Consider the following 24,834-nt stretch of genomic DNA (forward strand, 5'->3'; position numbering starts at 1 on the left):
TCACATTCAGCGGGCGGGGTAGTGAAACGGCTCGCCCGCAAAGGCTTCTGCGCCACGGCCGATCTGGTGGATCGCGCGGATCATCCGGCCTTCGCGCTCAAGGAGCCGGTCGCCCAGTGCGACGATGCGCCGGTTGGGCGTGGCGCTCGGGGCGCGCTCGCGCAGCATCTGCGCAAGGGCGAATTCGTCCATCTCGCGGGCGAAGGCGTTGGCGATGACATAGGCGGCGGCCGTGGAGCGGCTGATGCCCGCATAGCAATGCACGACCATTGGCGAGCGCCAGTCCCAGTCCTGTGCGAAATCGAGCAGGCGTTCGACATGATCGAGCTCCGGCGCGATGAGGCCGGGACGCAGATCCGCGATGTCGTGCATGGCGAGATGCAGGCGGTTCGGCACGGCGCTGGCATCATCCAGAGCCGGGGGCTCGCCGTTCGAGGTGAGCGAAATCATGTGCTGTGCGCCGGTGGCCTTGAGCATGCGCTGTAGATGCGTGCCGGGGCAGACATAAAGCATTATGCCCCTCCCCCGTCCCGGCTTTGAAGTGCGGCGCGCACGCGCTCGAAAGCCTCATCATCGCCCGGCAGGCCGATGCGCAGGCAATCCGGCCGTCCGGCGAAGCGCCGAACGAGTATGCCGCTGCGGCCAAGATGATCGAAAAGATCCGCCGCGCGCGGATGGCGCAGGAAGCGGAAGAGATCCGTTCCGCCGGCGATGGTCAGACCCTTTTCGTGAAAGAGCGCGTCGAGACGTAAGCGCTCTGTTTCGAGCCTCTGGCGCATGGCGCTTTGCCAGCCATGGTCTGCAAGCGCCTCGAGCCCGGCGTGGAGCGCCGGCCCTGCAACAGCCCACGGACCGAGCCAGCCTGAGAGTTTTTGGGCGCGTTCAGTGGAGGTGAGCGCGAACCCCAGGCGCAGGCCTGCGAGACCGAAGAACTTTCCGAACGAGCGCAGCACGAGGATGTTGCCGGCTTCCAGATCGCCGGCGAGGCTCTCGGCCTGCGGGCCGACATCCATGAAAGCCTCATCGACCACCAGAACGCCGCCATCAGCGCGCATGCTTGCGGCGAGATCGAGAAGGTCGCTTCGACCGATCAGCCGCCCGTCGGGATTGTTTGGATTGACCACCACGGCGAGCCGCGCGCCACGAAGCGCATCGAAGCTCTCCACCTCTTCGACCGCATGCCCGGCCAGTGCGGCTGCGCGCGCGTGTTCGGCATAGGTGGGGCCGAGAATGCGGGCCGGGCCGGGTGCCAGAAGCGATGCGACCAGCGGGAGAAGAAGCTGCGTTCCGGGCGCGGCGATGACGTTTGCCGCAGACGGCGCGCCGTAATGCCGGGCCGCGTGCGCGGTCAGCGCGGCAATGTCGGCTTCTTCGGGCAGGCGCTCGACGGCGCTGGCAGGCAGGGGCGAAAAAGGATAGGGGTGCGGGTTGATGCCGGTGGACAGATCGAGCCAGGGTGTCGGCGCGTCTGGAAACTGTGCCGAAGCCCGAACGAGACTGCCGCCGTGATCGGTCACCTTCTCCGCCGCCCGGTCAGCCAGTCGAGGCCTGATGTCCATTCTGATCGCCCTTTCATCCATGCTGGTCGAGCTCGCCATCGGTTATCCGCAGCAGCTCTTTCGCCTGATCGGTCATCCCGTCACCTGGATTGGCCGTCTTATCGCGCTGGCGGACGCGCGATGCAATGTCGAAACCCTTTCGCCCGGTGCGCGCCGCCTGAATGGCGCGCTTGCGCTGGTCGGCATTCTGATGCTCGCAGGTCTGGCCGGCTGGTTGATCCAGACGGCCCTTTCCGGCTGGGCCGGGCTGCTGGTCGCCGCTCTCGCCGGCAGTTCGCTGATCGCCCAGCGGAGCCTTGCAAGCCATGTGAAAGCGGTGGCGGACGGGCTGGACGCCGGCGGGCTTCCGGAAGGCCGAAAAGCGGTTTCGCAGGTCGTTGGCCGGGACCCCGAAAGCCTCGACGAGGCCGGGGTTTCGCGCGCGGCCATCGAGAGCCTTGCCGAAAACTGCTCCGACGGCGTGGTTGCGCCGGTGTTCTGGCTGGCGGTTGGCGGACTGGCGGGCGGCGCGCTCTACAAGGCTGCGAATACGGCCGATTCCATGATCGGCCACAAGACCGCGCGGCACCTTCATTTCGGCTGGGCGGCGGCGCGTTTCGACGATCTGATCAACCTGCCCGCTTCGCGCCTGACAGCATTTCTCTTCATTGCCGCCGCGTTCTTCATGCGTGATGCCTCGGCCGGAGCGGCATGGCGCGCGGTGCGCCGCGATGCGCGCCATCATCGCTCGCCCAATGCCGGCTGGCCGGAAGCGGCGATGGCGGGCGCGCTCGGCCTCGCCCTTGCCGGCCCGCGCCGCTATGGCGGCGAGGTGGTGGATGACGCGGTGATGGGCGATGGCGGCCGCCGCGAGGCCAATGCCGGCGACATCCGCCGGGCGCTCACGCTCTATCGGATTGCAGACGGGCTGTTGATCGGGCTTGTGGCGCTTGCCGCCGGGCTCTGGCATCTGGCTTTCTGAGATTGGCGGATTGGGGCGGAGGCGTGGGGGCCGATTGCCACGCTCTCTGATCTTCTGGCAGCTGCGTGGTGCGTGGTTCGACAGGCTCACCATGAGGGAGGGGGAGGCGCTGCAACTCCGTTCTCCATGTTGATGAACAGGCTTTCAGGACACCACCATCCCTGATGGGAGCCTCCTGAGCCTGTCGAAGGCGAACCACGCACCACCTCAAAGCAGGGCGATCTAAAACTCGATGCCCTTCTGCGCTTTCACACCGGCGGCGAAGTGGTGTTTTACCTGCCCCATTTCGGTGACGAGATCGGCGGCCTCGGTGAGCGCTGGCTTGGCGTTGCGGCCGGTCACGACCACATGAAGGTCGTCGCGCCGGTTGGTCAGCGTGGTCACGACGCGTTCAAGATCGAGATAGTCGTAGCGCAGTGCGATGTTCAGCTCGTCGAGAACGACAAGACCGATGGTCGGATCGGCCATCAGTTCCTCGGCCTTTCCCCACGCCCGCTCGGCGGCGGCGATGTCGCGCTGGAGATCCTGTGTTTCCCAGGTGAAGCCCTCGCCCATCGTGTGCCAGGAGACCTGATCGCCAAAGGCGGCGAAGGCATCCTTCTCACCGCAATGCCATGCGCCCTTGATGAACTGCACGACACCGACGCGGCGGCCATGGCCGAGCATGCGCAGCGCAAGACCGAAGGCGGCGGTGGACTTGCCCTTGCCCGGCCCCGTATTGACGATCAGAAGCCCCTTTTCGACCGTCTTGTCGCGCACCTCGGCATCCTGAACGGCCTTGCGTTTGGCCATTTTTGCCTTGTGGCGCCCGGCTTCGTTTGCGTCGATCTCTCGCATGTCACTTCACTTTCATGGGCAGGCCGGCAACCACCAGCGTGACGCTGTCGGCAGCGGCGGCGACTTTCTGGTTCAGGAACCCCGCCTCATCGCGGAAACGGCGTCCGAGCGGGGTTTCCGGCACGATGCCGAAGCCGACTTCATTGGAAACGAGAACCGTGGTTCCCTCTCTTGCGGCAAGAGCTGCAAGCAGTCGCTCGGCGGCAGGTTTTAGCTCATGGTCGTTGAGAATGAGATTGCTGAGCCACAGGGTGAGGCAATCGACCAGAACCGTTTCGCGGGCCGGCAGGGTTTGAAGCATGCCCGGCAGGTCGAGCGGGGCGTCGTGCGTCTGCCACGCCCCCTCTACTTCCCCCGGCCCCGCCAATGCCCCTTTGCGCCGCGCGCGGTGAATGGCGATGCGCTCGCGCATTTCGTCATCGAAGGCCTGGGCCGTGGCGATGTAGTGCCAGGGCGCGGGCGCGGCTTCGATCAGCGTTTCGGCATGGCGGCTCTTGCCGGAGCGCGCGCCGCCCAGAACGAAATGAAGTGAACGCATCGTCAGATCCGCCGGCTCAGCCGACAAGCTGTCCGGCAAGGAAGGTTACGCCGACACCGACAATGGCGGCGCCAGCAAGCCGGGGCTGCATGGCCTCAACCGCCCAGCCGCGCGAGCGGACGAGAAAATAGACGCCAAGCGCGATGGCGCTCTGTATTGCGGCAAGGCCTGCGAGATAGGCGATGAGCGGCGTCTGCTCGCTGCCGACAATGGCTTCGCCGAAGGCATAGCCATGGAACACGCCGACCACCAGGAACAGGGCGAAGACAAGCATGTGGCTCTCTACGGCCCGACCGCGCGCCAGAAGCCAGCCGCCAGCAAGAACGCTTGCCGCGATGACGATTTCGGCTGCCGGAAGATCGAGCAGCATCAGATGCAGGCCGACGCCGACAAGCGAGCCGGCAACAAAGAGAAGCGGCGCGAAAAGGCTCATGCCGGCGACGGCGGCAAACAGGCCGGCAGCGAGGATGAAGGCCAGATGATCAAGCCCGATCACGGGATGGGCGAGCCCTGAGACCAGCCCTTCGTAAAGGGTCGTGGGCGTCTGCCCGTCCATGGCGTGATGGGCGTGGGCGCTGGTTGCGAAGAGCGATGCAAATGCGAATGCGGAAAAAGTGCGCAGGAAACGCGTGTTCATGTCCGGTCCTTTCCCCTCCACCCGAGGGTTACGGTGTTTCTTTCAGGCCGTCGGCAGGTTTCCTGGCTCACGGGTCGATGCGCTTTCCAGCCTTCCCAAGGCATCATGCCTCAGTGGCGATCAGGAAAACGCTCTCCGCTTACAGTTGCGGGGGCAGCCGTGGTCTTGGCGCGATTGCGCCGCACCACGTTCCCTCTGGGTCCGCTTCAGCGGAACCGACAGCGGGCGGAGCATACAAGAATCGCCACGCCCCGCAAACGCTTTGTTGCCCGCATTGACAGACGTGGCGGGCGAGCCGTAAATGCGCAGCAGACGGTCCTTCTCCCGCAATGGAGAGGGCTAAGAGGGAATGCGGTGCGGGCCTTGCCCAATGCCGCAGCTGTCCCCGCAACTGTAAGCGGAGAGCGCACCTGACACGCCACTGGGGTTTGCCCTGGGAAGGCTGGAGAGCGCATCGACCCGTGAGCCAGGAAACCTGCCGTCTGCGAATGAAATCCTGACCGCCTGGCGGGTGTCCCGGGCAAGGAGTGTGCATTGTGACTGCTGACAGCGCCGCTGCGCGCCTTCTCCCGACCATTCATGGTGTCTCTGCCAGTACGCGGCCGCAAAAGGCCCGTGCGCCCCTCACCCGCGTCTTATCGTTCTCCACACTCCATCACCTGAAGGATATCCCATGACCACGAGTTTCGACCGGGTTCCCTGCACCGTCGTGACCGGCTTTCTCGGTGCCGGCAAGACGACGCTGATCCGCAATGTTCTGGAAGGCGCGCATGGCAAGCGGCTGGCGATCATCGTCAATGAGTTCGGCGATGCCGGCATCGATGGCGAGGTGCTGAAAAGCTGCAGGCTGGACAATTGCCCCGAGGAAAACGTTCTCGAACTCGCCAATGGCTGCATCTGCTGCACGGTTGCCGATGATTTCGTGCCGGCGCTCGACCAGATCCTCGCACGTGAGCCGAAGGTCGATCACATCCTGATCGAGACGTCCGGTCTGGCGCTGCCAAAGCCGCTGGTGCAGGCCTTTCAGTGGCCGGCAATCAAGAACCGTGTGACGGTCGATGGCGTGATTGCCGTGGTGGACGGGCCGGCACTTGCCGACGGTCAGGTTGCTGCGGACATGGACGCGCTGGATGCACAGCGCGCAGCCGACGATTCGCTCGACCATGATGATCCGATCGAAGAAGTGTTCGACGACCAGGTGGCCTGCGCTGACCTGATCGTTCTGTCGAAGAACGATCTTCTGGATGACGAAGCCGCCGGGCGCGCCCGCGCGCGGATTGCGGGACATCTGTCGCGCAATGTGCAGATCGTGCCGAGCGCGCATGGCAAGGTGGACCCTGCCCTGCTGCTGGGTCTCGGGCTTGCCGTCGAGGACGACATCGAGAACCGCAAGACGCATCACGACGATGCGCATGACCACGAGCACGACGATTTCGATACATTCGTTGTCGATCTGCCATCGGTTCTGCGGCCCGAAGATCTGGAAGCACGTGTCAATGCGGCGGTGGAGACCGGCGAGGTTCTGCGCCTCAAGGGCTTTGCGCATGTGAAGGGCAAGCCCATGCGCCTGCAGGTGCAGGCAGTCGGTCCGCGCGTGTCGCACCATTACGACCGCCCGTGGAAGGCCGGCGAAGCCGCCGAGACGCGGCTTGTCGTGATCGGCCTCAAGGGCATCGACCGCGCGCGTATCGAAAGCCTTCTCTCGGCCTGATCCGATGCACATCCTCGCCACCACCAGTGCCTCACTCGACGATCTGATCGAGCCTGTCGATCTGCAGCAGTCGCCGGCGGACATGGTGGCGCTGTCGTTCACCGACAGCGATCTGGCGGGGATCGCCTCTGCATGGCAGGCGCAGCGCGAGGCCCTGCCCGCGCTGCGCCTCGCCGCACTGCGCGACCTGAGACACCCCATGTCGGTCGATCTGTGGATCGACAACACGGCAGCGCATGCGCGCGTCATTCTGGTGCGGGTGCTGGGCGGCTATGAGTGGTGGCGCTATGGCTGCGACCGGCTTTCAGCACTGGCCCGGCAAAAGGGCATCGCGCTGGCGCTGCTTCCCGGCGAATGCCATCAGGACGACCCGCGCCTTGCCGAGCGCTCCACCGTTTCGCCGGAAGCGCGCGCGGCGCTGCTCGCCTGCTTCCGCGAAGGCGGACCGGACAATATGCGCGCGCTGACCATGCAGCTGGCGCGCCTCGCCGGGCGGGACATCGAAGCGCCCGAGGCGGAACCAGTGGCCAAGGCCGGCTTCTATGCACCGGGTCATGGCATTGTTGAGCCATCCTTCTTCCCGGCCAGTGCGAATGCCGACAGGCCTGTCGTGCCGATCCTCTTTTATCGCTCCATGCTGCTGGCAAGCGATGTTGCGCCCATCGACGCGCTGGTGGAGGCGCTTGAGGAACAGGGGCTGTGTGCGGTTCCCCTTTTCGTTTCCAGCCTGCGTGACCCGGTTGCCGCCGATCTCGTGCGCAACGCCGTGGAGGCGTTGAAGCCGCAGGCGCTCATCACCGCGACGGCCTTTTCGAGCGGCGCGGAGCCCGGCGAAAAAACGCTGTTCGACCGCTTTGGCGTGCCGGTTTTTCAGGTGGTCACCGCCACCACGCGGCGCGAAGCGTGGCAGGAAGGGCAGCGCGGTCTCGCGCCTGCGGACCTCGCCATGCATGTGGTGCTGCCGGAACTCGATGGCCGGCTGATGGCCGGCGCGATTTCCTTCAAGGATGAGGCGGCGCTGGATGAAGGGCTTTTCTTTGGCGTTCAGCGCAACCGGCCCGAACCCGCGCGCATCCGGCAGGTTGCGGCGAGGATCGCCGCCTTTCTGAAGCTCGGTGGCACTCCGGTGGCTGAGCGCCGCATTGTCGTTCTCATCCCGGACTATCCAAGCGCGCCCGGCCGCACCGGCTATGCGGTGGGGCTCGACGTGCCATCGAGCGTGCTCGCCATGCTGCATGACCTTGATGAAGCGGGTTATGCGGTTTCTGGTGTTCCGGAGACCCCAAGGGCGCTGATGCAGCAGCTTGAAGAGCCGTCGGAAGCGCTTTCGCTGGATGAATACCGGTGCGCTTTTGATGCGCTGCCCGAAGAGGCGCGCGAAACGCTGTTCGCCACCTGGGGACCGGCGGAAGACGATGCGGAAGATGGCGTCTTTCCGTTCCGCGCGGCGCGGTTCGGCAATGTCACCGTGGCGCTTGCGCCGGATCGCGGGCGCTCGGCAGACCGACGCGTGGACTATCATGACCCGACGCTTGCACCGCGCCATGCGCTGGTCGCCTTCGGCCACTGGATGCGGGAGGGGCTCGATGCCCATGCGCTGATCCATGTGGGTGCGCATGGCACGCTGGAATGGCTGCCGGGCAAGACCGTGGCGCTGACGGAAACCTGCTTTCCGGAGATCGTGGCTGGTGCGCTGCCGGTGGTCTATCCCTTCATCGTCAGCAATCCGGGTGAAGCGGCGCAGGCCAAGCGCCGGATCGGCGCTGTGACGCTTGGGCATCTGACGCCGCCACTGGCGGGCGCAGGGCTCTCGCAGGACCAGCAGGAACTGGAACGGCTGGTGGACGAATATGCGCAGGCCGACGGGCTGGACCGCCGCCGCCGCGACCGGCTGGCGCAGCTGATCGTGGAAACCGCCGAGCGCACCGGTCTGACCCGTGATGCCGGCGTTGAGGACACGGGCGACACGGATGCGGCGCTGATGCAGATCGATGCCTGGCTCTGTGATCTGAAAGATTTCGCCATCAAGGACGGGCTGCACATCTATGGCCGGGGCAGCGGCATGGATGAAGGGCCTGAACGCAGCGCCTGCGCGGAGAGCGAAAAGCGCGCGCTTCTGGCCGCACTCGATGCCCGACACATCGCGCCCGGCCCCTCCGGCGCGCCGGCGCGGGGGCGTACCGATGTGTTGCCGACCGGCCGCAACATCTTCACCGCCGATCCGCGCACCCTGCCGACGCCGACCGCAACCGCACTGGGCAGGATGGCGGCGGATGAGGCCGTGCGCGGCTATCTGCAGGAGCATGGCGACTGGCCGCGCTCGCTCGTCATCGACCTGTGGGGCAGCGCCAGCCTGCGCACTGGCGGCGAGGAGATCGCACAGGGGCTGGCGCTGATGGGGTGCCAGCCGCAATGGGATCAGGCGACGGGGCGCGTGACGGGCATTGAAGTGCTGCCGCCGGCCAGCCTTGGTCGCCCGCGTATTGACGTGACGTGGCGCATCTCAGGCCTGTTTCGCGACATGTTCCCGACCCAGATCGCGTTGCTCGACACTGCGGTTGCCGCCGTGGCCGCGCGCGACGAAGACGAGAGCGAAAACCCGCTTGCCGCTGCTGCGCGCGTGGCCGGCAAGGCTCCGGCGCGTATTTTCGGTTCCGCGCCGGGCACCTATGGCGCGGGACCGGAAGAAAAGCTGGCGCGCGGAGACTGGCAGGAACGCGCCGAACTCGGGCAGGCCTATCTGGACGCCGGCGCGTTTGCCTTCGGCGGCGCGGAGGGCGAAGGCCGGCGGGAAGACGGCGCGTTTGCGCGGCAGGTGGCGGATGCCGACATGCTCATCCATACGGGCGACGATGCCGGGCGGGACATTCTCGAAGGCTCGGCGGATGTGGCCTTTATCGGCGGGTTCGCGGCGGCGGTGGAAGCGCTGGGCGGCAAAGCCGATCTGGTGGTGCTCGACACAACCGATCCGGAGCGCCCGCGCGCCCGCTCGCTGGCGCAGGCCATTGCCCGCACCGTGCGCGCCCGTGCGGTCAATCCGCGCTTCATCGAAGGGCAGTTGCGCCACGGCCCGCGCGGCGCGGCGGAACTGACGGAAACGGTCGACCGGCTGATCGGCTTCGCCGAGACTACGGATGCGGTTTCAGGCAGCCTGATCGATGCCGTGTTCGATGCCTATCTCGGCGATGAGCGTGTGCGCGATTTCCTGCTTGCAGAGAACCCGGCGGCGGCCCGGGCGATGGCGGAACGGTTTCACGCTGCGCGCAGGCGCGGCCTCTGGCACCCGCAGCGCAACTCTGTCGATGACGATCTGGCGGCACTACTCGCGGAGGCGACGGCATGACGATGCGGCGCGGCGCATGCCCCACACTCTCCGCCCCCATGAAGACCGGCGACGGGCTGCTCGCGCGGATTGCGCCGGCCCATGGCGCGCTGACGCCTGAAAAACTTGCGGGCATCGCGCGGGCCGCGCGCCGCCATGGCAACGGAATTCTGGAAGTGACCGCGCGTGGAAAGTTGCAGATCCGGGGCCTGACCGCTGAGAGCACGCCTTTGCTCGGGGCGGAAATCAACGCGCTCGATCTTGGGGCCGTGGATGGCTTCGCGGTGGAGACGGGAGCGCTTGATGGTCTGGCGCAGGATGCGCTGGGTGACCCGATGGCGCTTGCCCGGCGGATCGATGAGTATGCGTCCGCGCACTGCCTTGCCCCGCGCCTTGCGCCCAAGGTCTCGGTCACGGTCGATGGTGGCGGGACGCTGCATCTTGACGCTATCGGAGCCGACATCAAGCTTGTGGCGCTGGGAGACGGTCTCTGGCAGATCGGTGTCGGCGGCAATGGCGCGACGGCGGGCTGGTTAGGCCAGGGCGATGAGCAGGCGGTGGGCGCTGCAGCGCTTGCGGTTCTTGATCTGCTGGCGCAGACCGGCGGACGCGCGCGTAATTTTTCGCAGGCGAAGAGAGAGGCGCTCCGGGCCGGGCTTGAGCCAGCCGTTCAATATGCCGCACGGGCTGACAGCGCACCGGTTGGCCAGTTTACGCTGAAAGACGGGGATAGCGCGATCGGGATCGCCCTGCCCTTCGGTCAGATCGCTGCGGAGGCGCTGGTCGCGCTTTGCGAGGCCGCCTCGGATGCCAGGGAAATACGCCTTGCGCCGCGCAGCGGCCTGCTGCTGATCGGGCTTGATGAGCCCCGGCAGGATGCGCTGTCGCGGGCGGCCGAGGCTCTTGGCTTTGTCACGGACGGGCATGATCCGCGTCTTTCCATAGCGGCCTGCGCCGGTGCGCCGGCCTGTGCCTCGGCGCGGTTCGACGCCAAGGCGCTTGCCGCCGAGGCGGCGGAAGCCGGTCTGCCGGACGGTTCGTTTCGTCTACACCTCTCGGCCTGCGAAAAATGTTGCGCCCAGCCCGCCGGGGCTGCGGTGAACCTGATCGCGGCCGAGGGTTGCTGCACCCTTTCCTCCATTGGCGCGGAGCCTTCCGAACGCCTTCGCACCTTTCTCATCGAGCGCGGCGAGAAGCTGCGTGCTGCCCTTCTTCGAAAGACAGGCTGAATGCAAGAAACCGAGTACATACGCGACGGCAACGCCATTTATGAAAAGTCGTTCGCGATCATACGCGCCGAGGCCGATCTCGCGCGCTTCAGTGCGGAAGAGGCCGATGTCGCCATCCGCATGATCCATGCCTGCGGGCTTGTCGAGGCGGCGGAGCATTTCGTCTTTTCCGAAGGGTTCGTTGCGGCAGGTCGCGCGGCGCTGAAAGCCGGCGCGCCGATCCTGTGCGATGCGGAGATGGTGGCGCGGGGTGTGACCCGCACGCGGCTGCCCGCCGACAATGAGGTGATCTGCACCCTGCGCGATGCGCGCACGCCGGAGCTTGCGCGGGAGATCGGAAACACGCGTTCCGCCGCTGCGCTGGAACTGTGGCGCGAACACATGGAAGGAGCGGTGATCGCCATTGGCAATGCGCCGACCGCACTCTTCTACCTGCTCGACATGCTGCGCGCCGGTGCGCCGAAGCCTGCCGCCATCATCGGCATGCCGGTCGGTTTCGTGGGCGCGATGGAATCCAAGGACGCGCTCGCCGAGAGCGGGCTTGGCATTCCCTTTGCCATCGTGCGCGGCCGCATGGGCGGCAGCGCCATGACGGCGGCGGCGATCAACGCACTTGCGAGGGCGGGACTGTGAGCGGAACCCTGATTGGCGTCGGCACCGGACCCGGCGATCCCGAACTCATCACCGTTAAGGCGTTGAAGGCGCTGGAGCGGGCGGACGTGGTGGCGCATTTCGCAAAGCGCGGACGCCGGGGCAATGCCCGCAAGATCGTCGACGACCTCCTGCCGGAGGCGGCGGTGGAGCTGCCGCTGGAATATCCGGTCACGACCGAAATCGACAAGAACGACCCGCGCTACATCGAAGCCATCACCGGCTTTTACGAGGAGTCGGCGCGCGCGGTGGAAGTGCATTTGAAAGCGGGCCGAACGGTTGCGGTTCTGAGCGAGGGCGATCCGCTGTTCTACGGCTCCTACATGCACCTGCATGTGCGGCTTGCCGCGCTCTACCCGACGGAGGTGATCCCCGGCATCACGGCCATGTCCGGCTGCTGGTCGCAGGCGGGCATCGCGATCGTTCAGGGCGACGACATCTTGACCGTCCTGCCCGGCACGCTCGATGAAGACGAGCTTCTGCGCCGTGTGAACGACACGGAAGCCTTCGTCATCATGAAGGTGGGGCGCAATCTGCCGAAAATCCGCCGGGCGCTGGCGCGGGCCGGCAGGCTCGTCGGCGCGGTCTATGTGGAACGCGGCACGATGGACAATACCAGTATGACGCCGCTTGCGGACAAGGCTGACGACACCGCCCCCTATTTCTCGCTCGTGCTCGGACCGGGCTGGCAGGCCAGGCCGCAGGAGGGCGCGGCATGAGCGGGCGTCTCGTCGTCATCGGCACCGGCCCCGGAAAACCGGCACAGACAACGCCGGAGGCGCGCGCAGCCATTGCGGCGGCAAGCGATTTCTTTGGCTACGGTCCCTATCTCGACCGGCTTGAACTGAATGACGGCCAGACCCGTCACGCCTCCGACAACCGGGAAGAGCTGGCCCGCGCCAAGGCGGCGCTCACCATGGCCGCTGAAGGCAGGCATGTGGCCGTGGTTTCGGGCGGGGATGCTGGTGTTTTCGCCATGGCGGCGGCCGTGTGCGAGGCCATCGAGCAAGGGCCGCAGGAATGGCGTGCGCTCGATCTGGAGATCGTGCCGGGGCTGACGGCCATGCTTGCGGTGGCCGCCCGCGTGGGCGCGCCGCTCGGTCATGATTTCTGCGCCATATCGCTTTCGGACAATCTGAAACCCTGGGAACTGATCGAAACGCGGCTTGCGGCTGCCGCCGGTGCGGGCTTTGTGATCGCGCTCTACAATCCGATCAGCCGCGCCCGGCCCTGGCAGCTTGGCCGCGCCTTTGAACTGTTGAGCGGCATTCTCCCGGCCTCCACGCCTGTCGTGTTCGGCCGCGCCGCAGGCCGGCCCGACGAGCGCATGGCGATTGTTCCGTTGAATGAGGCGCGTGGCGAGATGGCCGACATGGCCACCTGCGTCATCATCGGTTCGCCCGAAACGCGGATGATCGAGCGCCCCGGCAAACCGCCGCTGGTCTATGCGCCGCGCTCGGCGACGGGAGCCGCCAGGTGAGTGTCGATCGCGCCCATCGCATCTTTGATGTCGGCCACGACGGCTGCGCCAGTCGGCTTTGGCCGGTCGATCATGATCACCGGCAGGCCGAGCCTGCGCGCGGCTGCGATCTTGCCATAGGTCGCAGCACCGCCGCTGTTCTTGGCAACCACGATCTCGATGCGGTGATCGGCGAGCAGCGCGATTTCATCGTCTTCAGAGAACGGACCACGCGCCAGAATGCATGCGGCATTCGCCGGCAGGTGGGACGGTTCGACCGGCTCCACGCTGCGCACCAGATAATCATGCTGCGCCGCCGCGCGAAACATTTGAACTTCCTGCCGGCCAATGGCCAGAAAGACGCGCCGGGGCTCAGGGCCGAGCAGCGTTGCCGCTTCGGCCATGCCGGACGTGATCTGCCAGTTGTCGCCGGCGACCGGCTGCCAGGCGGGGCGCATGAGCGTGATGAGCGGCACGCCGGTCAGGCTGGCGGCTTCCGCTGCATTGCGCGCCATGCGCGCGGCGAAGGGATGCGTGGCGTCCACCATCAGGTTGATGCCCTCGCCCTCGAGATAACGCGCAAGCCCCTCAGCGCCGCCGAAACCGCCCACACGCACCTCACCCTGCAAGGCTTCCGGTGTGCGGGTGCGCCCGGCAAGCGAGGTGATGACGCGCAGCGAGCTGCGCGCGCAAAGCCGCTCCGCAAGCCGCCGCGCTTCGCCTGTTCCACCAAGAATGAGAAGGGTTTGGTTCGCCATGACGTCTTCTAGAGCATTTTGCAGTCAGGCGGAAAGCGCTAAGCGCTGGCTTGCCATCGTGGGGGTCAGCGAGGACGGTATGGCCGGGCTCGGTGAGGAAGCACGCCGCGCGATTGCCGATGCGGAGATCGTGTTCGGCGGTGCGCGGCACCTCGAACTGGCGGCAGACCAGATTTCCGGCGAGACGCGGCAGTGGCCCTCCCCCTTTGGCAAAGCGCTTGATGAGATCGAAGCGCTGAGAGGCAAGAAGGTCTGCGTGCTCGCCTCCGGCGATCCGTTTCACTTCGGTGTGGGCGCGACGCTGACGCGGCGCATTCCGGCGGACGAGATGCGTGTCTTTTCCGCGCCTTCTTCCTTTGCGCTTGCTGCTGCCCGGCTTGGCTGGCCGCTGCAATCGGTTGAGACGGTTTCGCTGCATGGCAGGCCCATCGCGCTGATCCGCCCGCTGCTTCATCCCGGCGCGCGCATTCTCGCGCTCACATCCGATGGCGCGGCTCCGGCTGCGATAACCGAGCTGATCACGGCTGAGGGGTTTGGCCCCTCCCGCTTTCACGTGCTGGAAGCGCTGGGTGGACCGCGCGAACGGCAGGTAAGCTTCATGGCTTCCGCGCTTTCCGCAGACCGCTTTGACGATCTGAATGTGGTCGCAATCGAGGTGGCGGCGGATGAGAATGCGCGCATCCTGCCGCTTGGAACCGGGCTGGAAGATGCGCTTTTCGAGCATGACGGGCAGATCACCAAATCGGAGGTGCGGGCCGTCACCCTGTCGGCGCTTGCCCCGAAACGCGGTGAACGGCTCTGGGATATCGGAGCGGGTTCAGGCTCCATTTCCATCGAATGGCTGCGGCAGCACCCATCGCTCAGCGCCATCGCCATCGAGGCGGACACGGAGCGCGCGGCGCGCATTGCCCGCAACGCGGAGCGCATGGGCGTGCCGCAGCTCACCGTGGTTGAGGGAAAGGCTCCCGCCGCGCTCGCAGACCTTGCCGCGCCCGACGTGGTTTTCATCGGTGGCGGGGCGACTGCGACAGGGCTGATGGAGGCGGCGATGGCCGCTCTTGGAACCGGGGGGCGTCTTGTCGCAAACGGGGTGACGCTCGAAACGCAGGCGCTTCTGATCGACTGCCACGGGCGGCACGGCGGAGAACTGATCGAGATCGCCGTCGCGCGCGCCGCGCCCGTTGGCGGCATGACGGCGCTGCGCCCGGCCATGCCGGTGCTTCAATGGCGCTGGAGGAAACCATGATCTGCGCCGGGTTTGGAGCCAGAAAAGGCGTCACGCGCGTTGCTGTTCTTGCCGCGCTCGACGCCGCTTTGACAACGCATGACATCGCGCGGGAGAGGCTCGATGCGGTGGCGACCGTGCCACTGAAGCGGGACGAGCCCGGCCTGACGGACGCTGCAAAGGCGCTCGGCCTGCCGCTTGTCATTGCCGATGATGCGGCACTTCAGGCGGCGGCGATGCATTGCCTGACCCGCTCGGAACAGGCGCGCTCAGCCACGGGCCTGCCATCGGCCTCAGAGGCGGCGGCGCTGGCCGTCTGCGGCCCGGCAGGCCGGCTTCTCGGGCCGAGGATCACACTTGACGGCGTTACCTGCGCCATCGCGACCACCGGAAGAAAATCATGACCGTTCATTTCATTGGCGCCGGACCGGGCGCTGCCGACCTCATCACCGTTCGCGGCCGCGACCTGATCGCGCGCTGCCCGGTCTGCCTTTATGCCGGTTCGCTGGTGCCGGAGGAGTTGCTCGCGCACTGTCCGCCGGGAGCGCGCATCGTCAACACCGCACCCATGTCGCTGGAAGAGATCGAGGCGGAATATATCCGCGCCCATGAAGCGGGTGAGGATATCGCCCGGCTGCATTCGGGCGATCTTTCCGTCTGGAGCGCGGTGGCCGAGCAGATCCGCCGTCTTTCGACGCTCGGCATCGATTACACGCTGACGCCGGGCGTGCCTTCCTTCTCGGCGGCTGCGGCGGCGCTGGGACGCGAGCTGACCATTCCGGAAGTGGCGCAGAGCCTTGTCCTGACCCGCATTTCCGGCCGCGCCTCGAAAATGCCGGAGGGTGAAACGCTCGCCAATTTCGCGGCCACCGGCACGACGCTCGCCATTCATCTCGCCATTCACGCGCTGGACCGTGTGGTGGCGGAGCTGACCCCGCATTACGGACCCGACTGCCCGGTTGCCATTGTTGCCCGCGCAAGCTGGGCGGATGAGCGCATTCTGCGCGGCACGCTTTCCACCATCGAAGCGGAGATGGCGAAAGATCCCATCGAGCGCACGGCGCTCATTCTCGTCGGGCCGGGGCTGGGCGCCAAGGATTTTCGCGAGAGCGCGCTCTACAGCGCCGATTATCAGCGCCGGTTTCGCGGGCGGGAGGGATTATGAGCACGCTTGAGGCGCTCAACCGCCTGCCTTTTGAACCAACGCCTTTTGAGCCGGGCCATGTGTGGCTTGCCGGTGCCGGGCCTGGTGGCTTCGGCTGCCTGACGCTCGGTGTTCTGGCTGCGCTCGATGCGGCGGATGTGGTGATCTATGACGCGCTGGTGGATCCGGATATTCTGAAGGCCGCGCCGGACGCCCGGCACATTTTCGTCGGCAAGCGCGCCGGCCAGCCCTCCACGGCGCAGGATGAAATCAACCGGCTTCTGGTGGAACACGCCGAGGCGGGACAGCGGGTGCTGCGCCTGAAAGGCGGAGACCCCAACATGTTTGGCCGTGGCGGGGAAGAAGCGCTGGTGCTGGCACTCGCCGGCATTCCCTTCCGCTTTCTGCCAGGCGTCACCTCGGCGGTGGGGGCGCTCGCCGATGCGGGCATTCCCGCCACCATGCGCGGCGTGAACAAGGCGGTGATCTTCGCGACCGGCCACGCCGCCGGCACGCCGGACGATCTGGACTGGGCGGCGCTGGCGAAAACGGGTCAGCCCATCGTCATCTATATGGGGATGCACAAGCTCGCCCTGATCGTGGACGCGCTCACATCCGGCGGCATGGCGGGCGATACGCCGGCGGCGCTCATCATGAACGCGACGAAACCGGAAGAACGCATTCTGACGACGGCGCTTTCCACGCTTGTCTCCGACGCATCGGTGGAAGGGTATGGCTCGCCGTCCATCATCGTGATCGGCGGCATCGTGGCGCTGCGCGAGGCGCTGATATGACGGCACGGGCGATCATCATCGGCGCGGCCCGTTCGGGTTCGGGCAAGACCAGTGTGACCATCGGCCTGATGCGCGCGCTCAAGAGGCGTGGCCTCGCCGTGCATGGCGCGAAATCCGGCCCCGATTACATCGATCCCGGCTTTCATCAGGCGGCGACCGGGAAGCCCGGCGTGAATCTCGACAGCTGGGCCATGCATCCGGATCTGCTCGCCCATCTGGGAAGCCGGCAGGGTGAAGACGCCGACATGCTTTTGATCGAAAGCGCCATGGGCCTGTTTGACGGTATCGTGTCGGAGCCGGGTCGCTCCGGCGCTGCGGCGGACATTGCGCGCCTTTATGATGTGCCTTGCATTGTCATTCTCGATGTGTCCGGCCAGTCGCAGACCGCAGCCGCGCTGGCAAAGGGGTTTGCAGCTTACGACCCGAAGGTGCGGATTGCCGGCGTCGTGCTCAACCAGGTGGCGAGCCCGCGACATGAAGCGATGGCGCGCGACGCCATTGAGGCCATCGGCATCAGGGTTCTGGGCGCGGTCTACCGCAACCCGGACATGGCGCTGCCGGAGCGGCATCTGGGCCTTGTGCAGGCGAGCGAACATGCTGCGCTGGAAGCCTTCATCGAACGGCTTGCCGATGTGATGGAACATTACATCGACCTCGACGCTGTGGTGAAGGCCGCCGTGCCGCTTTCCATGCAGGCGGGCGATGCGGCGCGGCTTGTGCCGCCGCCGGGGCAACGCATCGCCATCGCGCGGGATGCCGCTTTCAGCTTCGTCTATCCGCATCTCGCCCGGCACTGGCGCGAGGCGGGAGCAGAACTCCTGCCCTTCTCGCCGCTTGCCGATGAAGGACCGGCGGAAAGCGCCGACGCCTGCTGGCTGCCGGGTGGGTATCCCGAACTTCATGCGGGGCGGATCGCCGCTTCAGAGAACTTCCGCGCTGCGATGGAGGCATTTGCGGAGACGAGGCCCGTTCATGGCGAGTGCGGCGGGTTCATGGTTCTGGGCGAGGCGCTGGAGGATGCCGAAGGCGTTCGCCACGCCATGCTGGGGCTGCTCGGTCATGTGACGAGCTATGCGAAGCGCAAAATGAACCTCGGCTACCGGCAGGCAACGCTGATGAGTGACTGCGCCATCGGCAGCACGGGCGAGACGATCCGTGGTCATGAGTTCCACTATTCGCGGCTGGTGGAGCCGGGCAGCGATGCGCCGCTCGCCATGCTCGCGGACGGACAGGGCCGCGCTCTCGGCCCATCCGGTGCGCGGCGCGGGCATGTCTCCGGCACCTATTTTCACGCCATAGCGCGGAGCTGACGCGATGGCCGGACCCCGCTCGATGCTCGTGGCAGCCCTTCGCGATGTGGCCGCCTGTCTCGGCTTCTACACGCGGCTGCCGCTGCCTGCGTTCGAGATGCCGGCGCACGGGTTTGCGGCCGCCCAATGGGCAGCGCCTCTGACCGGTCTGGTGGTCGGCGCGATTTGCAGTGCGATGCTGATCGGCGCGGCGATGCTTGGCCTGCCGGCCACGATTGCAGCCGCCCTCGCGCTTGCAGTGGGGACGCTTGTGACCGGCGGGCTGCATGAGGACGGGCTTGCAGACGTGGCCGATGGTTTCGGCGGCGGTTCGACGCGTGAGAAAAAGCTCGCGATCATGAAGGACAGCCGCATCGGGTCCTATGGCGTTGCCGCACTGATCCTGTCGTTTCTCATGCGCTGGACGGCGCTTTCGTCGCTCGGGCTTGTCGCGGTTCCCGCCCTTCTGATGGCGCACACGGCCTCGCGCGCCCTGATGCCGGCGCTGATGCGCCTTTCGCCACCGGCGCGCGAAAACGGGCTCTCGGCAGGCGCAGGGCGACCGGAAACGGCTACCGTTCTCGTGGCGCTCGCGATTGGTGGCGCGCTGCTTTTCATCTCCGGTCCCGGCTTCGTGCTTGTGACCGCTCCGCTTCTCTTGCTGGCGCTCTTCTTCATCAAACGGCTCGCCGAAAAACAGATCGGCGGACAGACGGGCGATGTGCTTGGCGCGCTGCAGCAGCTTGCCGAAACCACCGTGCTCATCGCCGCCGTCGCTTATTTCATCTGAAGGACTTCCATGACCCGCTTTCTCAAAATCGACGATCTGCGCGCCGCCTGTAATGTCCGTCCCAGTGGCGATGAGGACGCCGCGCAGGCTGCAACCGCCCGCCAGGCAGTGCTGACCAAACCGCCCGGCAGCCTTGGCCGGCTGGAAGACGCGGCCATCCGGCTTGCCCGCTGGCAGGGACGCGAAAAGCCTGCGCTTGAGCGGATTCATGTGCTGATCTTCGCGGGCTCCCATGGCGTGACCGCACGCGGTGTTTCGGCTTTTCCAGCCGAGGTGACAGCGCAGATGGTAGCGAATTTCTCCGCCGGGGGCGCGGCCATCAACCAGCTTGCGAAACAGATAGGGGCGAGCCTCACCGTCACGTCACTCGAGATCGAGCGCCCCACGGCGGATTTCACGGAAGCGTCGGCCATGGATGAAGCGGATTTTCTGAAGGCCGTTCAGACCGGTTTCGATGCGGTGCCGGAGGGAGCGGATCTCATCTCGCTCGGGGAAATGGGTATCGGCAACACCACCGCCGCAGCGGCACTTGCCGCCGCGCTGTTCGGTGGCCGGGGAGCCGACTGGGTCGGCCGGGGCACAGGCGTTGACGATGCCGGCCTTTCGCGCAAGGCTGAGGCCGTGGATGCAGCGCTTGCCTGCCATGGCGAGGCGCTTTCCGATCCGCTGGAGGCGCTGCGCCGCGTCGGCGGTCGCGAGCTTGCCGCCATGTTCGGTGCGGCCCTTGCCGCGCGGCAGAGGCGCATTCCGCTGCTGCTCGATGGTTTCGTGTGCGGATCGGCAGTCGCCCCGCTTGCGCGCCTTGGCGAAGACGGTCTGGCGCATGCCATTGCCGGCCATGTTTCCGCCGAACCCGGCCACCGCAGGCTGCTTGGCGAGCTGGGCCTCAAGCCGCTGCTCGATCTCGACATGCGGCTTGGTGAAGGTTCTGGCGCATGCCTTGCGATCAACATTCTGCGCGGCGCGCTTGCCTGCCACAACGGCATGGCGACCTTTGCCGAAGCCGGCGTTTCGGACGGCTGATGATGCGCACGCTTTCGCTCATCGGCATTGGCACCGGCAATCCCGAACACATGACGGTTCAGGGCATCAATGCGCTGAACCGGGCTGACGTGATCCTTATCCCCCGCAAGGGGGAAGCGAAGGAGGATCTGGCCGATCTGCGCCGTGTCATCTGCGAGCGGTTTCTGGAAGACCGGCAGACGCGGATCGTGGAATTCGACCTGCCGGTGCGTGACGCCGCCAATCCGAGTTATCGCCGGGGCGTGGACGACTGGCACATGGCCATCGCCCGCGCCTATGGCGATCTGCTTGCGGCGCATACAGGCGAGACGGGCCGCGCGGCGTTTCTCGTCTGGGGCGATCCTTCGCTCTATGACAGCACGCTGCGGATCATCGAGCACATGCGCCGGGAAGTCGGGCTTGACGTCGCGCTGGAAGTGGTGCCGGGGATCACCAGCATTCAGGCGCTCGCGGCCAGCCACCATATGCCGATCAACACGATTGGCGGTTCGATCCTGATCACCACCGGTCGGCGGCTGAAAGCGGAGGGCTTCCCGCCGAATGCCGATACGCTTCTCGTCATGCTCGACGGCGACTGCGCCTTTCAAATGCTCGATGGCGATGCCTACGAGATTTACTGGGGCGCGTATCTGGGTACGCCGGATGAGCTTCTGATCGCCGGGCCGCTTGGGGATGTTGCCGGGCAGATTGTGGAGGCGCGGGTCAGGGCGCGGGAAGACAAGGGCTGGATCATGGATACCTATCTTTTGCGGGTCAGGAGGTAGGTTCGGCGGACTTCATGCCGCCCTCGCCCTTCGCCCTTCGACAAGCTCAGGAGGCTCAGGATGAGGGCTGTGTGGTGCGCCAAATGCTTTCATGCTCCTGTGGGGTCTCTGGCTGTAAGTTATAGCTTCTGAGCCCCTGCATCAGTCTCAGCTTTTGCCTGCCTTCTCCCTCATCCTGAGCCTCCTGAGCTTGTCGAAGGGCGAAGGGCGAGGGAGAAGGCAACCACCGCCCCTCAGGCGGCCTGCGCGCGCTGCCATCGCGGGAAAGGGTCCGCCAGCGCACGGTGCTGCGCTGGCTCGAAGTCGGTTTCACTGCCCACCAGCGCATCGTCCAGCGCTGCGGTGATGCGTTCGCGGTTCATGCCGGTGCCGATGAAGACCAGCTCCTGACGCCGGTCTCCGTAGGGTTCGCTCCAGTAGCGGTCCATGAAGGCTTTCGCTTCCGGGTGGTTTGGCCAGCGTTCGCGCGGCACCGCCGCCCACCAGGTGCCAAGCGGCTTCACGCTGGATAAAGCGCCGGCGAGGCTGAATTCGGCAACCCAGTCGGGCCGGGTTGCGATCCAGAAATGACCCTTGGCGCGGATGACGCCGGGCAGCGGGGCATTCAGCACCGCATGCACTTTCTGCGGATGAAAGGGACGCCGCGCGCGATAGACGAAGGAGGAAACGCCGTATTCCTCGGTCTCCGGCACGTGATCGGCAAAGCCATAAAGCTCCTTGGCCCAGAGCGGGTGCTGGTGAGCCGTCTCGAAATCGAAAAGGCCTGTATCGAAGATGCGGGCGGGCGCGACGCGGGAATGGTCTGTCTCGATGATCTGCGCATCGGGATTGAGCGCGGTGACGATCTTGCGCGCCGCATCAAGGCGCTCCGGGCCGGCGTCGCTGACCTTGTTCAGGATCACGATATCGGCAAACTCGATCTGGTCGACCAGCAGGTCCACAAGCGTGCGCTCGTCCCCCTCGCCCGCGACTTCGCCCCGGTCGCGCAGGAAATCATGGCTGGCATAGTCTTCGAGCAGGTTCAGCGTGTCGACCACTGTGACCATCGTGTCGAGCCGCGCGACATCGGAAAGGCTGTGGCCCTGCTCGTCGCGAAACTCGAATGTGGCGGCCACAGGCAATGGCTCGGAAACGCCGGTGGATTCGATCAGCAGGTAATCGAACCGCCCCTCCGCCGCCAGACGCCGCACCTCTTTCAGAAGATCGTCGCGCAGCGTGCAGCAGATGCAGCCATTCGTCATCTCCACCAGCTTTTCGTCTGTCTGCGACAGGTTCGCCCCACCCTCGCGCACGAGGTCGGCGTCGATGTTCACTTCCGACATGTCGTTGACGATCACCGCGACGCGCCGTCCTGCCCGGTTGTTGAGCACATTGTTCAAGAGCGTCGTCTTGCCCGCCCCCAGAAACCCGGAAAGCACGGTGACGGGCAGGCGTTTGTCCTGGTTCGGCATGTTTGGTTCCTTTGCTGCAATATGGTATGTAATATCATAACGAATACGAAGCGCAAGACGTGCCTTGGGGCCTTGGGGCCTAGGGGCCTAGGGGCCTGGAGGTTTGGAGGTTTGGAGGTGTGGAGGTGTGGAGGTGTGGAGGTGTGGAGGTTCGCTCCTGCCCTGGGTGATGGCAAGCGGTTTCTGTGGTTCGTGCCAGCCTGGAGGTGGAGACCGAAGGCATGCTCCGAAGCCGGATACAGTGCTGCCGATCATCGTTTCCCGGAGTTGCATGGGTCCAGCCGGCAATGCAGCGTTCTCCGGAAGATGGACGCCGGGTCGGAAAATGCCGGGGCGCACACTTTGGCGCGCCCCGGTTTTTTGTAGAAATTCGATATCACCGAACAAGGGCGGAGAGTATCAACCACCCTGCCCTGAAATCAGATGGTCACGCCGCCATCCACGAGAACGGCCTGACCGCTGACGAAGCGGCTTTCGTCCGACAGAAGAAACACGACCAGCGGTGTGATGTCGTCGACCGTTGCAAGCCGCCCCATGGGCTGACGCGCGATAAAATCCTTCTCGGCCTGAACGGGATCCGGTGCGGCGGCGATGCGACCGCGCAGCGACGGCGTGTCGACTGTGCCGGGGCAGAGAGCATTGCAGCGCACGCCCTGCTTTACGAAATCGGCCGCAACGGACTTTGTGAGGCCGATCACGGCCGCCTTCGTGGCGCCGTAGACCGCGCGGTTGACGAAGCCTTTGATGGATGACGCCATCGACGCCATGTTGAGAACGGACACGCTGCCCGCCTCTTCGGCCCGTTCCAGCATGCCGGGTAGAAACGCCTGCGTCATGCGAACCATGGAGGTCACATTGAGATCCATGCTGAACGCCCAGTCGTCCTCGGAGACATCGAGAATGCTGCCGTGATGGACGAAGCCGGCGCAATTGAAGAGGCCATCGAGCTGGCCGACCCTGCCGGCGAGCACATCGATTGCGCTGCGGTCGCGCACATCCAGCCGGTGCGTTTCGATGGACGCGTTTTCAGCGGCAAGAGAGGCAAGCCCTTCCTCGTTGATATCGACGGCCACGACCGACGCCCCCTCTGCTGCGCAGGCCAGCGCGCTTGCCCGGACGATGCCCTGAGCTGCTGCCGATACCAGAATCCGCTTACCCTGAAGTCGCATGCAAAGTTCTCCCCTCACTGTCGGACAGCAGCCCGCTACAAACGTTTGCATACAAGCAGCCTTTTCGCGTGGAACAAATGGGCCAGAGAGGATAATTTGTGCGCTAAACACTGATGTCCACGCAGGATCATCAACATTGACGGTCCGTTAGACTGATTTTTGTTGCCGACCGGTCATCGCGCTGTAACATGGCGGGAATAACCGCTGCGATATCAACGCAGAAACAATGGGAGTGCTTTCATGACTTTGATCAAACGACGCAACTTCATCAAGGGCGCGGGCGCTGTGGCAGGACTGTCGCTGGCGGCGCCGCTCATCTCGCGCAGCTATGCGCAGGGCTCTTCCGGCGCGGTCAACATCTTCGCCTGGGCCGGTTACCTCAACGACGACATGATCGGCGCTTTCGAAAAGGCGACGGGCATCAAGGCCAATTACACCCCCTACGGCACCAATGACGAACTGCTGAACCAGCTTCGCGCCAACAATGGCGGCGGGTTCGACATCATCTGGCCGACGGTCGATCGCGTGCCCAATTATGTCGAGTTCGAGCTGGTGCAGCCGATCGACGAAAGCAAGGTCAACGTCGACAACTGCCTGCCGAGCGCCTGGAAGAATTCTGAAAATCTCGGCGCGGTCATCGACGGCAAGCGCTATCAGGTGCCCACCGACTGGGGTACGGAAGCGGTTTCCTTCGACAAGGATCAGGCTCCGCTGGAATACGGCACCGCCTCCTATGGCGACATCTGGAAGCCGGAAATGAAGGGCAAGGCCACCGTGCGCGGCCATTCGGGTCTTGTCGGTCTCGGCCTCTGGCTCGAAGCCGAAGGCAAGCTGCCCATGCCGATGGCGGACGCCTTCAAGTCCGAAGAGAACATGGTCAAGATCTATGACGTGATTCTCGAGGAAGCGATTGCCCGCAAGGCCAACATCGCGCAGTTCTGGTCCAACGAGAATGAAGCGCAGGGCGCATTCCGCATCAATGGCTGCACCATCGGCCAGACGTGGGATTCCACTGCAGCGGCTCTCGGCAAGGAAGGTCTTCCCGTCGGCTTCATCGCGCCGAAGGAAGGCGCGCTGGCGTGGATGGAAGGCGTTGCAATCCCGAAGGGTGCGGAAAACCTTGAGCAGGCCTATGCCTTCATCAACTGGTTCCTGACGCCGGAAGCCGGCGCCATGTACACCAATGCAACCTCGATCAACTCCACCGCCGTTGGCGCTGCCGACAAGACGACGGACGAGGCCAAGGCCTTCTTCGCCGCCGCTTATCCCGGCGACGCGCTGGACAAGCTGTGGTGGTGGCCGATCCAGGAAAGCTGGTTCGTCGCCAAGCGCAACGAATATCAGGACCGTTTCCTCTCGGCCTGAGGGGCTGAAGCAATTCCGGGAAAAGCGGGAGCCGGTTTTCCGTCCTGAATTGCGCAAAGCAAAAAAGATGGAGCGTTTCAGGGAGAAACGAAAACGCTCCGGATGAAATGACGGCGCTCGCCCCTCACCCTTACCCTCTCCCCGCTTGCGGGGAGAGG

Annotated in this window: 24 protein-coding genes and 2 riboswitches; of the genes, 16 read left to right on the forward strand and 8 right to left on the reverse strand. The window is 65.4% G+C overall.

What is annotated here, in order from left to right; genetic code table 11:
- Window positions 1–6 precede the first annotated feature (6 nt).
- On the reverse strand, window positions 7–513 hold the full coding sequence (locus ACRTG1_RS00350; RefSeq protein WP_432515509.1) for a tyrosine phosphatase family protein: 507 nt from the start codon (window positions 511–513) through the stop codon (window positions 7–9).
- Window positions 513–1,559 (reverse strand): threonine-phosphate decarboxylase CobD, encoded by a 1,047-nt coding sequence (cobD, locus tag ACRTG1_RS00355; protein WP_317088404.1) that lies wholly within the window; start codon window positions 1,557–1,559, stop codon window positions 513–515. The genes ACRTG1_RS00350 and cobD overlap by 1 nt, the downstream gene beginning before the upstream one ends.
- Here cobD and cbiB point away from each other — a divergent pair.
- On the forward strand, window positions 1,552–2,520 hold the full coding sequence (gene cbiB / locus ACRTG1_RS00360) for an adenosylcobinamide-phosphate synthase CbiB (protein ID WP_432515510.1): 969 nt from the start codon (window positions 1,552–1,554) through the stop codon (window positions 2,518–2,520). The genes cobD and cbiB overlap by 8 nt on opposite strands.
- 222 nt (window positions 2,521–2,742) lie before the next feature.
- Here cbiB and cobO read toward each other — a convergent pair whose 3' ends face one another.
- From cobO to ACRTG1_RS00375, 3 genes are read right to left on the reverse strand one after another with little or no spacing between them, the layout of a single operon-like run.
- Window positions 2,743–3,357, reverse strand: a complete 615-nt coding sequence (gene cobO / locus ACRTG1_RS00365; protein WP_206553102.1) for a cob(I)yrinic acid a,c-diamide adenosyltransferase — start codon at window positions 3,355–3,357, stop codon at window positions 2,743–2,745.
- Window position 3,358: 1 nt separating this feature from the next.
- Entirely contained in the window at window positions 3,359–3,895 is a 537-nt protein-coding gene (cobU, locus tag ACRTG1_RS00370; RefSeq protein WP_432515511.1) for a bifunctional adenosylcobinamide kinase/adenosylcobinamide-phosphate guanylyltransferase, read from the reverse strand.
- Between the two features lie 16 nt (window positions 3,896–3,911).
- Window positions 3,912–4,532, reverse strand: a complete 621-nt coding sequence (locus ACRTG1_RS00375) for a HupE/UreJ family protein (RefSeq protein WP_432515512.1) — start codon at window positions 4,530–4,532, stop codon at window positions 3,912–3,914.
- 35 nt (window positions 4,533–4,567) lie between these two features.
- Window positions 4,568–4,767, reverse strand: a riboswitch (cobalamin riboswitch).
- A gap of 61 nt (window positions 4,768–4,828) precedes the next feature.
- Window positions 4,829–5,029, forward strand: a riboswitch (cobalamin riboswitch).
- A 176-nt stretch (window positions 5,030–5,205) separates the two neighbouring features.
- Here ACRTG1_RS00375 and cobW point away from each other — a divergent pair.
- Genes cobW through ACRTG1_RS00405 form a run of 6 tightly spaced genes read left to right on the forward strand, consistent with a single transcriptional unit; the run spans window position 5,206 to window position 12,925 of the window.
- Window positions 5,206–6,243 carry a cobalamin biosynthesis protein CobW gene (gene cobW, locus ACRTG1_RS00380; RefSeq protein WP_432515513.1) on the forward strand — a complete coding sequence of 346 codons (1,038 nt, stop codon included), beginning with the start codon at window positions 5,206–5,208 and terminating at the stop codon, window positions 6,241–6,243.
- A gap of 4 nt (window positions 6,244–6,247) precedes the next feature.
- Window positions 6,248–9,586 carry a cobaltochelatase subunit CobN gene (gene cobN / locus ACRTG1_RS00385; RefSeq protein ID WP_432515514.1) on the forward strand — a complete coding sequence of 1,113 codons (3,339 nt, stop codon included), beginning with the start codon at window positions 6,248–6,250 and terminating at the stop codon, window positions 9,584–9,586.
- Complete coding sequence (gene cobG / locus ACRTG1_RS00390) at window positions 9,583–10,794, forward strand: precorrin-3B synthase (protein WP_432515515.1); 1,212 nt, start codon at window positions 9,583–9,585, stop codon at window positions 10,792–10,794. The genes cobN and cobG overlap by 4 nt, the downstream gene beginning before the upstream one ends.
- Complete coding sequence (locus tag ACRTG1_RS00395; RefSeq protein WP_206548973.1) at window positions 10,795–11,427, forward strand: precorrin-8X methylmutase; 633 nt, start codon at window positions 10,795–10,797, stop codon at window positions 11,425–11,427.
- On the forward strand, window positions 11,424–12,164 hold the full coding sequence (locus tag ACRTG1_RS00400) for a precorrin-2 C(20)-methyltransferase (RefSeq protein WP_432515516.1): 741 nt from the start codon (window positions 11,424–11,426) through the stop codon (window positions 12,162–12,164). The genes ACRTG1_RS00395 and ACRTG1_RS00400 overlap by 4 nt, the downstream gene beginning before the upstream one ends.
- Window positions 12,161–12,925: a precorrin-3B C(17)-methyltransferase gene (locus ACRTG1_RS00405; RefSeq protein WP_317562172.1), complete on the forward strand. Its 765-nt coding sequence runs from the start codon at window positions 12,161–12,163 to the stop codon at window positions 12,923–12,925. Before ACRTG1_RS00400 ends, ACRTG1_RS00405 begins: the two co-directional genes overlap by 4 nt.
- On the opposite strand, the gene ACRTG1_RS00410 is transcribed toward ACRTG1_RS00405, so the two are convergent.
- A complete protein-coding gene (locus tag ACRTG1_RS00410; protein ID WP_432515517.1) occupies window positions 12,889–13,662 on the reverse strand; it encodes a cobalt-precorrin-6A reductase in 774 nt (257 codons plus the stop codon). The genes ACRTG1_RS00405 and ACRTG1_RS00410 overlap by 37 nt on opposite strands.
- Between ACRTG1_RS00410 and cbiE the strand changes: the two genes are divergently transcribed.
- Genes cbiE through cobF form a run of 8 tightly spaced genes read left to right on the forward strand, consistent with a single transcriptional unit; the run spans window position 13,661 to window position 20,691 of the window.
- The gene (gene cbiE, locus ACRTG1_RS00415) at window positions 13,661–14,908 is read left to right on the forward strand and encodes a precorrin-6y C5,15-methyltransferase (decarboxylating) subunit CbiE (protein ID WP_432515518.1); all 1,248 of its coding nucleotides are present in this window, start codon (window positions 13,661–13,663) and stop codon (window positions 14,906–14,908) included. The two genes, ACRTG1_RS00410 and cbiE, sit on opposite strands and share 2 nt — an antisense overlap.
- Window positions 14,905–15,291, forward strand: coding sequence for a cobalamin biosynthesis protein (locus ACRTG1_RS00420; protein ID WP_432515519.1), 387 nt, complete (start codon window positions 14,905–14,907; stop codon window positions 15,289–15,291). The genes cbiE and ACRTG1_RS00420 overlap by 4 nt, the downstream gene beginning before the upstream one ends.
- Window positions 15,288–16,052: a precorrin-4 C(11)-methyltransferase gene (gene cobM, locus ACRTG1_RS00425; protein ID WP_283801034.1), complete on the forward strand. Its 765-nt coding sequence runs from the start codon at window positions 15,288–15,290 to the stop codon at window positions 16,050–16,052. The genes ACRTG1_RS00420 and cobM overlap by 4 nt, the downstream gene beginning before the upstream one ends.
- Window positions 16,049–16,825: a uroporphyrinogen-III C-methyltransferase gene (gene cobA, locus ACRTG1_RS00430; RefSeq protein ID WP_432515520.1), complete on the forward strand. Its 777-nt coding sequence runs from the start codon at window positions 16,049–16,051 to the stop codon at window positions 16,823–16,825. The genes cobM and cobA overlap by 4 nt, the downstream gene beginning before the upstream one ends.
- A complete protein-coding gene (locus tag ACRTG1_RS00435) occupies window positions 16,822–18,135 on the forward strand; it encodes a cobyrinate a,c-diamide synthase (RefSeq protein WP_432515521.1) in 1,314 nt (437 codons plus the stop codon). Before cobA ends, ACRTG1_RS00435 begins: the two co-directional genes overlap by 4 nt.
- A gap of 4 nt (window positions 18,136–18,139) precedes the next feature.
- The gene (gene cobS / locus ACRTG1_RS00440) at window positions 18,140–18,904 is read left to right on the forward strand and encodes an adenosylcobinamide-GDP ribazoletransferase (RefSeq protein ID WP_432515522.1); all 765 of its coding nucleotides are present in this window, start codon (window positions 18,140–18,142) and stop codon (window positions 18,902–18,904) included.
- Between the two features lie 9 nt (window positions 18,905–18,913).
- Complete coding sequence (cobT, locus tag ACRTG1_RS00445; RefSeq protein ID WP_432515523.1) at window positions 18,914–19,927, forward strand: nicotinate-nucleotide--dimethylbenzimidazole phosphoribosyltransferase; 1,014 nt, start codon at window positions 18,914–18,916, stop codon at window positions 19,925–19,927.
- A 2-nt stretch (window positions 19,928–19,929) separates the two neighbouring features.
- Complete coding sequence (gene cobF, locus ACRTG1_RS00450) at window positions 19,930–20,691, forward strand: precorrin-6A synthase (deacetylating) (RefSeq protein ID WP_432515765.1); 762 nt, start codon at window positions 19,930–19,932, stop codon at window positions 20,689–20,691.
- A gap of 233 nt (window positions 20,692–20,924) precedes the next feature.
- On the opposite strand, the gene ACRTG1_RS00455 is transcribed toward cobF, so the two are convergent.
- Window positions 20,925–22,142, reverse strand: a complete 1,218-nt coding sequence (locus ACRTG1_RS00455; RefSeq protein WP_113157003.1) for a GTP-binding protein — start codon at window positions 22,140–22,142, stop codon at window positions 20,925–20,927.
- A 419-nt stretch (window positions 22,143–22,561) separates the two neighbouring features.
- Window positions 22,562–23,311 (reverse strand): SDR family oxidoreductase, encoded by a 750-nt coding sequence (locus tag ACRTG1_RS00460; RefSeq protein WP_432515524.1) that lies wholly within the window; start codon window positions 23,309–23,311, stop codon window positions 22,562–22,564.
- Between the two features lie 240 nt (window positions 23,312–23,551).
- Here ACRTG1_RS00460 and ACRTG1_RS00465 point away from each other — a divergent pair, with 240 nt between their 5' ends.
- Window positions 23,552–24,676 (forward strand): extracellular solute-binding protein, encoded by a 1,125-nt coding sequence (locus tag ACRTG1_RS00465; protein ID WP_113157001.1) that lies wholly within the window; start codon window positions 23,552–23,554, stop codon window positions 24,674–24,676.
- The last annotated feature ends 158 nt before the right edge of the window (window positions 24,677–24,834 follow it).

The organism is Nitratireductor sp. PBL-C9 (assembly GCF_050877045.1).
GTDB classification, from domain to species: domain Bacteria; phylum Pseudomonadota; class Alphaproteobacteria; order Rhizobiales; family Rhizobiaceae; genus Nitratireductor; species Nitratireductor aquimarinus.

Bases quoted from the DNA above. Each gene is read 5' to 3' on its own strand.
- ACRTG1_RS00350 (WP_432515509.1), bottom strand. From the start codon at position 513: ATGCTTTATGTCTGCCCCGGCACGCATCTACAGCGCATGCTCAAGGCC.
- cbiB (WP_432515510.1), top strand. From the start codon at position 1,552: ATGTCCATTCTGATCGCCCTTTCATCCATGCTGGTCGAGCTCGCCATC.
- cobD (WP_317088404.1), bottom strand. From the start codon at position 1,559: ATGGACATCAGGCCTCGACTGGCTGACCGGGCGGCGGAGAAGGTGACC.
- cobO (WP_206553102.1), bottom strand. From the start codon at position 3,357: ATGCGAGAGATCGACGCAAACGAAGCCGGGCGCCACAAGGCAAAAATG.
- cobU (WP_432515511.1), bottom strand. From the start codon at position 3,895: ATGCGTTCACTTCATTTCGTTCTGGGCGGCGCGCGCTCCGGCAAGAGC.
- ACRTG1_RS00375 (WP_432515512.1), bottom strand. From the start codon at position 4,532: ATGAACACGCGTTTCCTGCGCACTTTTTCCGCATTCGCATTTGCATCG.
- cobW (WP_432515513.1), top strand. From the start codon at position 5,206: ATGACCACGAGTTTCGACCGGGTTCCCTGCACCGTCGTGACCGGCTTT.
- cobN (WP_432515514.1), top strand. From the start codon at position 6,248: ATGCACATCCTCGCCACCACCAGTGCCTCACTCGACGATCTGATCGAG.
- cobG (WP_432515515.1), top strand. From the start codon at position 9,583: ATGACGATGCGGCGCGGCGCATGCCCCACACTCTCCGCCCCCATGAAG.
- ACRTG1_RS00395 (WP_206548973.1), top strand. From the start codon at position 10,795: ATGCAAGAAACCGAGTACATACGCGACGGCAACGCCATTTATGAAAAG.
- ACRTG1_RS00405 (WP_317562172.1), top strand. From the start codon at position 12,161: ATGAGCGGGCGTCTCGTCGTCATCGGCACCGGCCCCGGAAAACCGGCA.
- cbiE (WP_432515518.1), top strand. From the start codon at position 13,661: ATGACGTCTTCTAGAGCATTTTGCAGTCAGGCGGAAAGCGCTAAGCGC.
- ACRTG1_RS00410 (WP_432515517.1), bottom strand. From the start codon at position 13,662: ATGGCGAACCAAACCCTTCTCATTCTTGGTGGAACAGGCGAAGCGCGG.
- ACRTG1_RS00420 (WP_432515519.1), top strand. From the start codon at position 14,905: ATGATCTGCGCCGGGTTTGGAGCCAGAAAAGGCGTCACGCGCGTTGCT.
- cobM (WP_283801034.1), top strand. From the start codon at position 15,288: ATGACCGTTCATTTCATTGGCGCCGGACCGGGCGCTGCCGACCTCATC.
- cobA (WP_432515520.1), top strand. From the start codon at position 16,049: ATGAGCACGCTTGAGGCGCTCAACCGCCTGCCTTTTGAACCAACGCCT.
- ACRTG1_RS00435 (WP_432515521.1), top strand. From the start codon at position 16,822: ATGACGGCACGGGCGATCATCATCGGCGCGGCCCGTTCGGGTTCGGGC.
- cobS (WP_432515522.1), top strand. From the start codon at position 18,140: ATGGCCGGACCCCGCTCGATGCTCGTGGCAGCCCTTCGCGATGTGGCC.
- cobT (WP_432515523.1), top strand. From the start codon at position 18,914: ATGACCCGCTTTCTCAAAATCGACGATCTGCGCGCCGCCTGTAATGTC.
- cobF (WP_432515765.1), top strand. From the start codon at position 19,930: ATGCGCACGCTTTCGCTCATCGGCATTGGCACCGGCAATCCCGAACAC.
- ACRTG1_RS00455 (WP_113157003.1), bottom strand. From the start codon at position 22,142: ATGCCGAACCAGGACAAACGCCTGCCCGTCACCGTGCTTTCCGGGTTT.
- ACRTG1_RS00460 (WP_432515524.1), bottom strand. From the start codon at position 23,311: ATGCGACTTCAGGGTAAGCGGATTCTGGTATCGGCAGCAGCTCAGGGC.
- ACRTG1_RS00465 (WP_113157001.1), top strand. From the start codon at position 23,552: ATGACTTTGATCAAACGACGCAACTTCATCAAGGGCGCGGGCGCTGTG.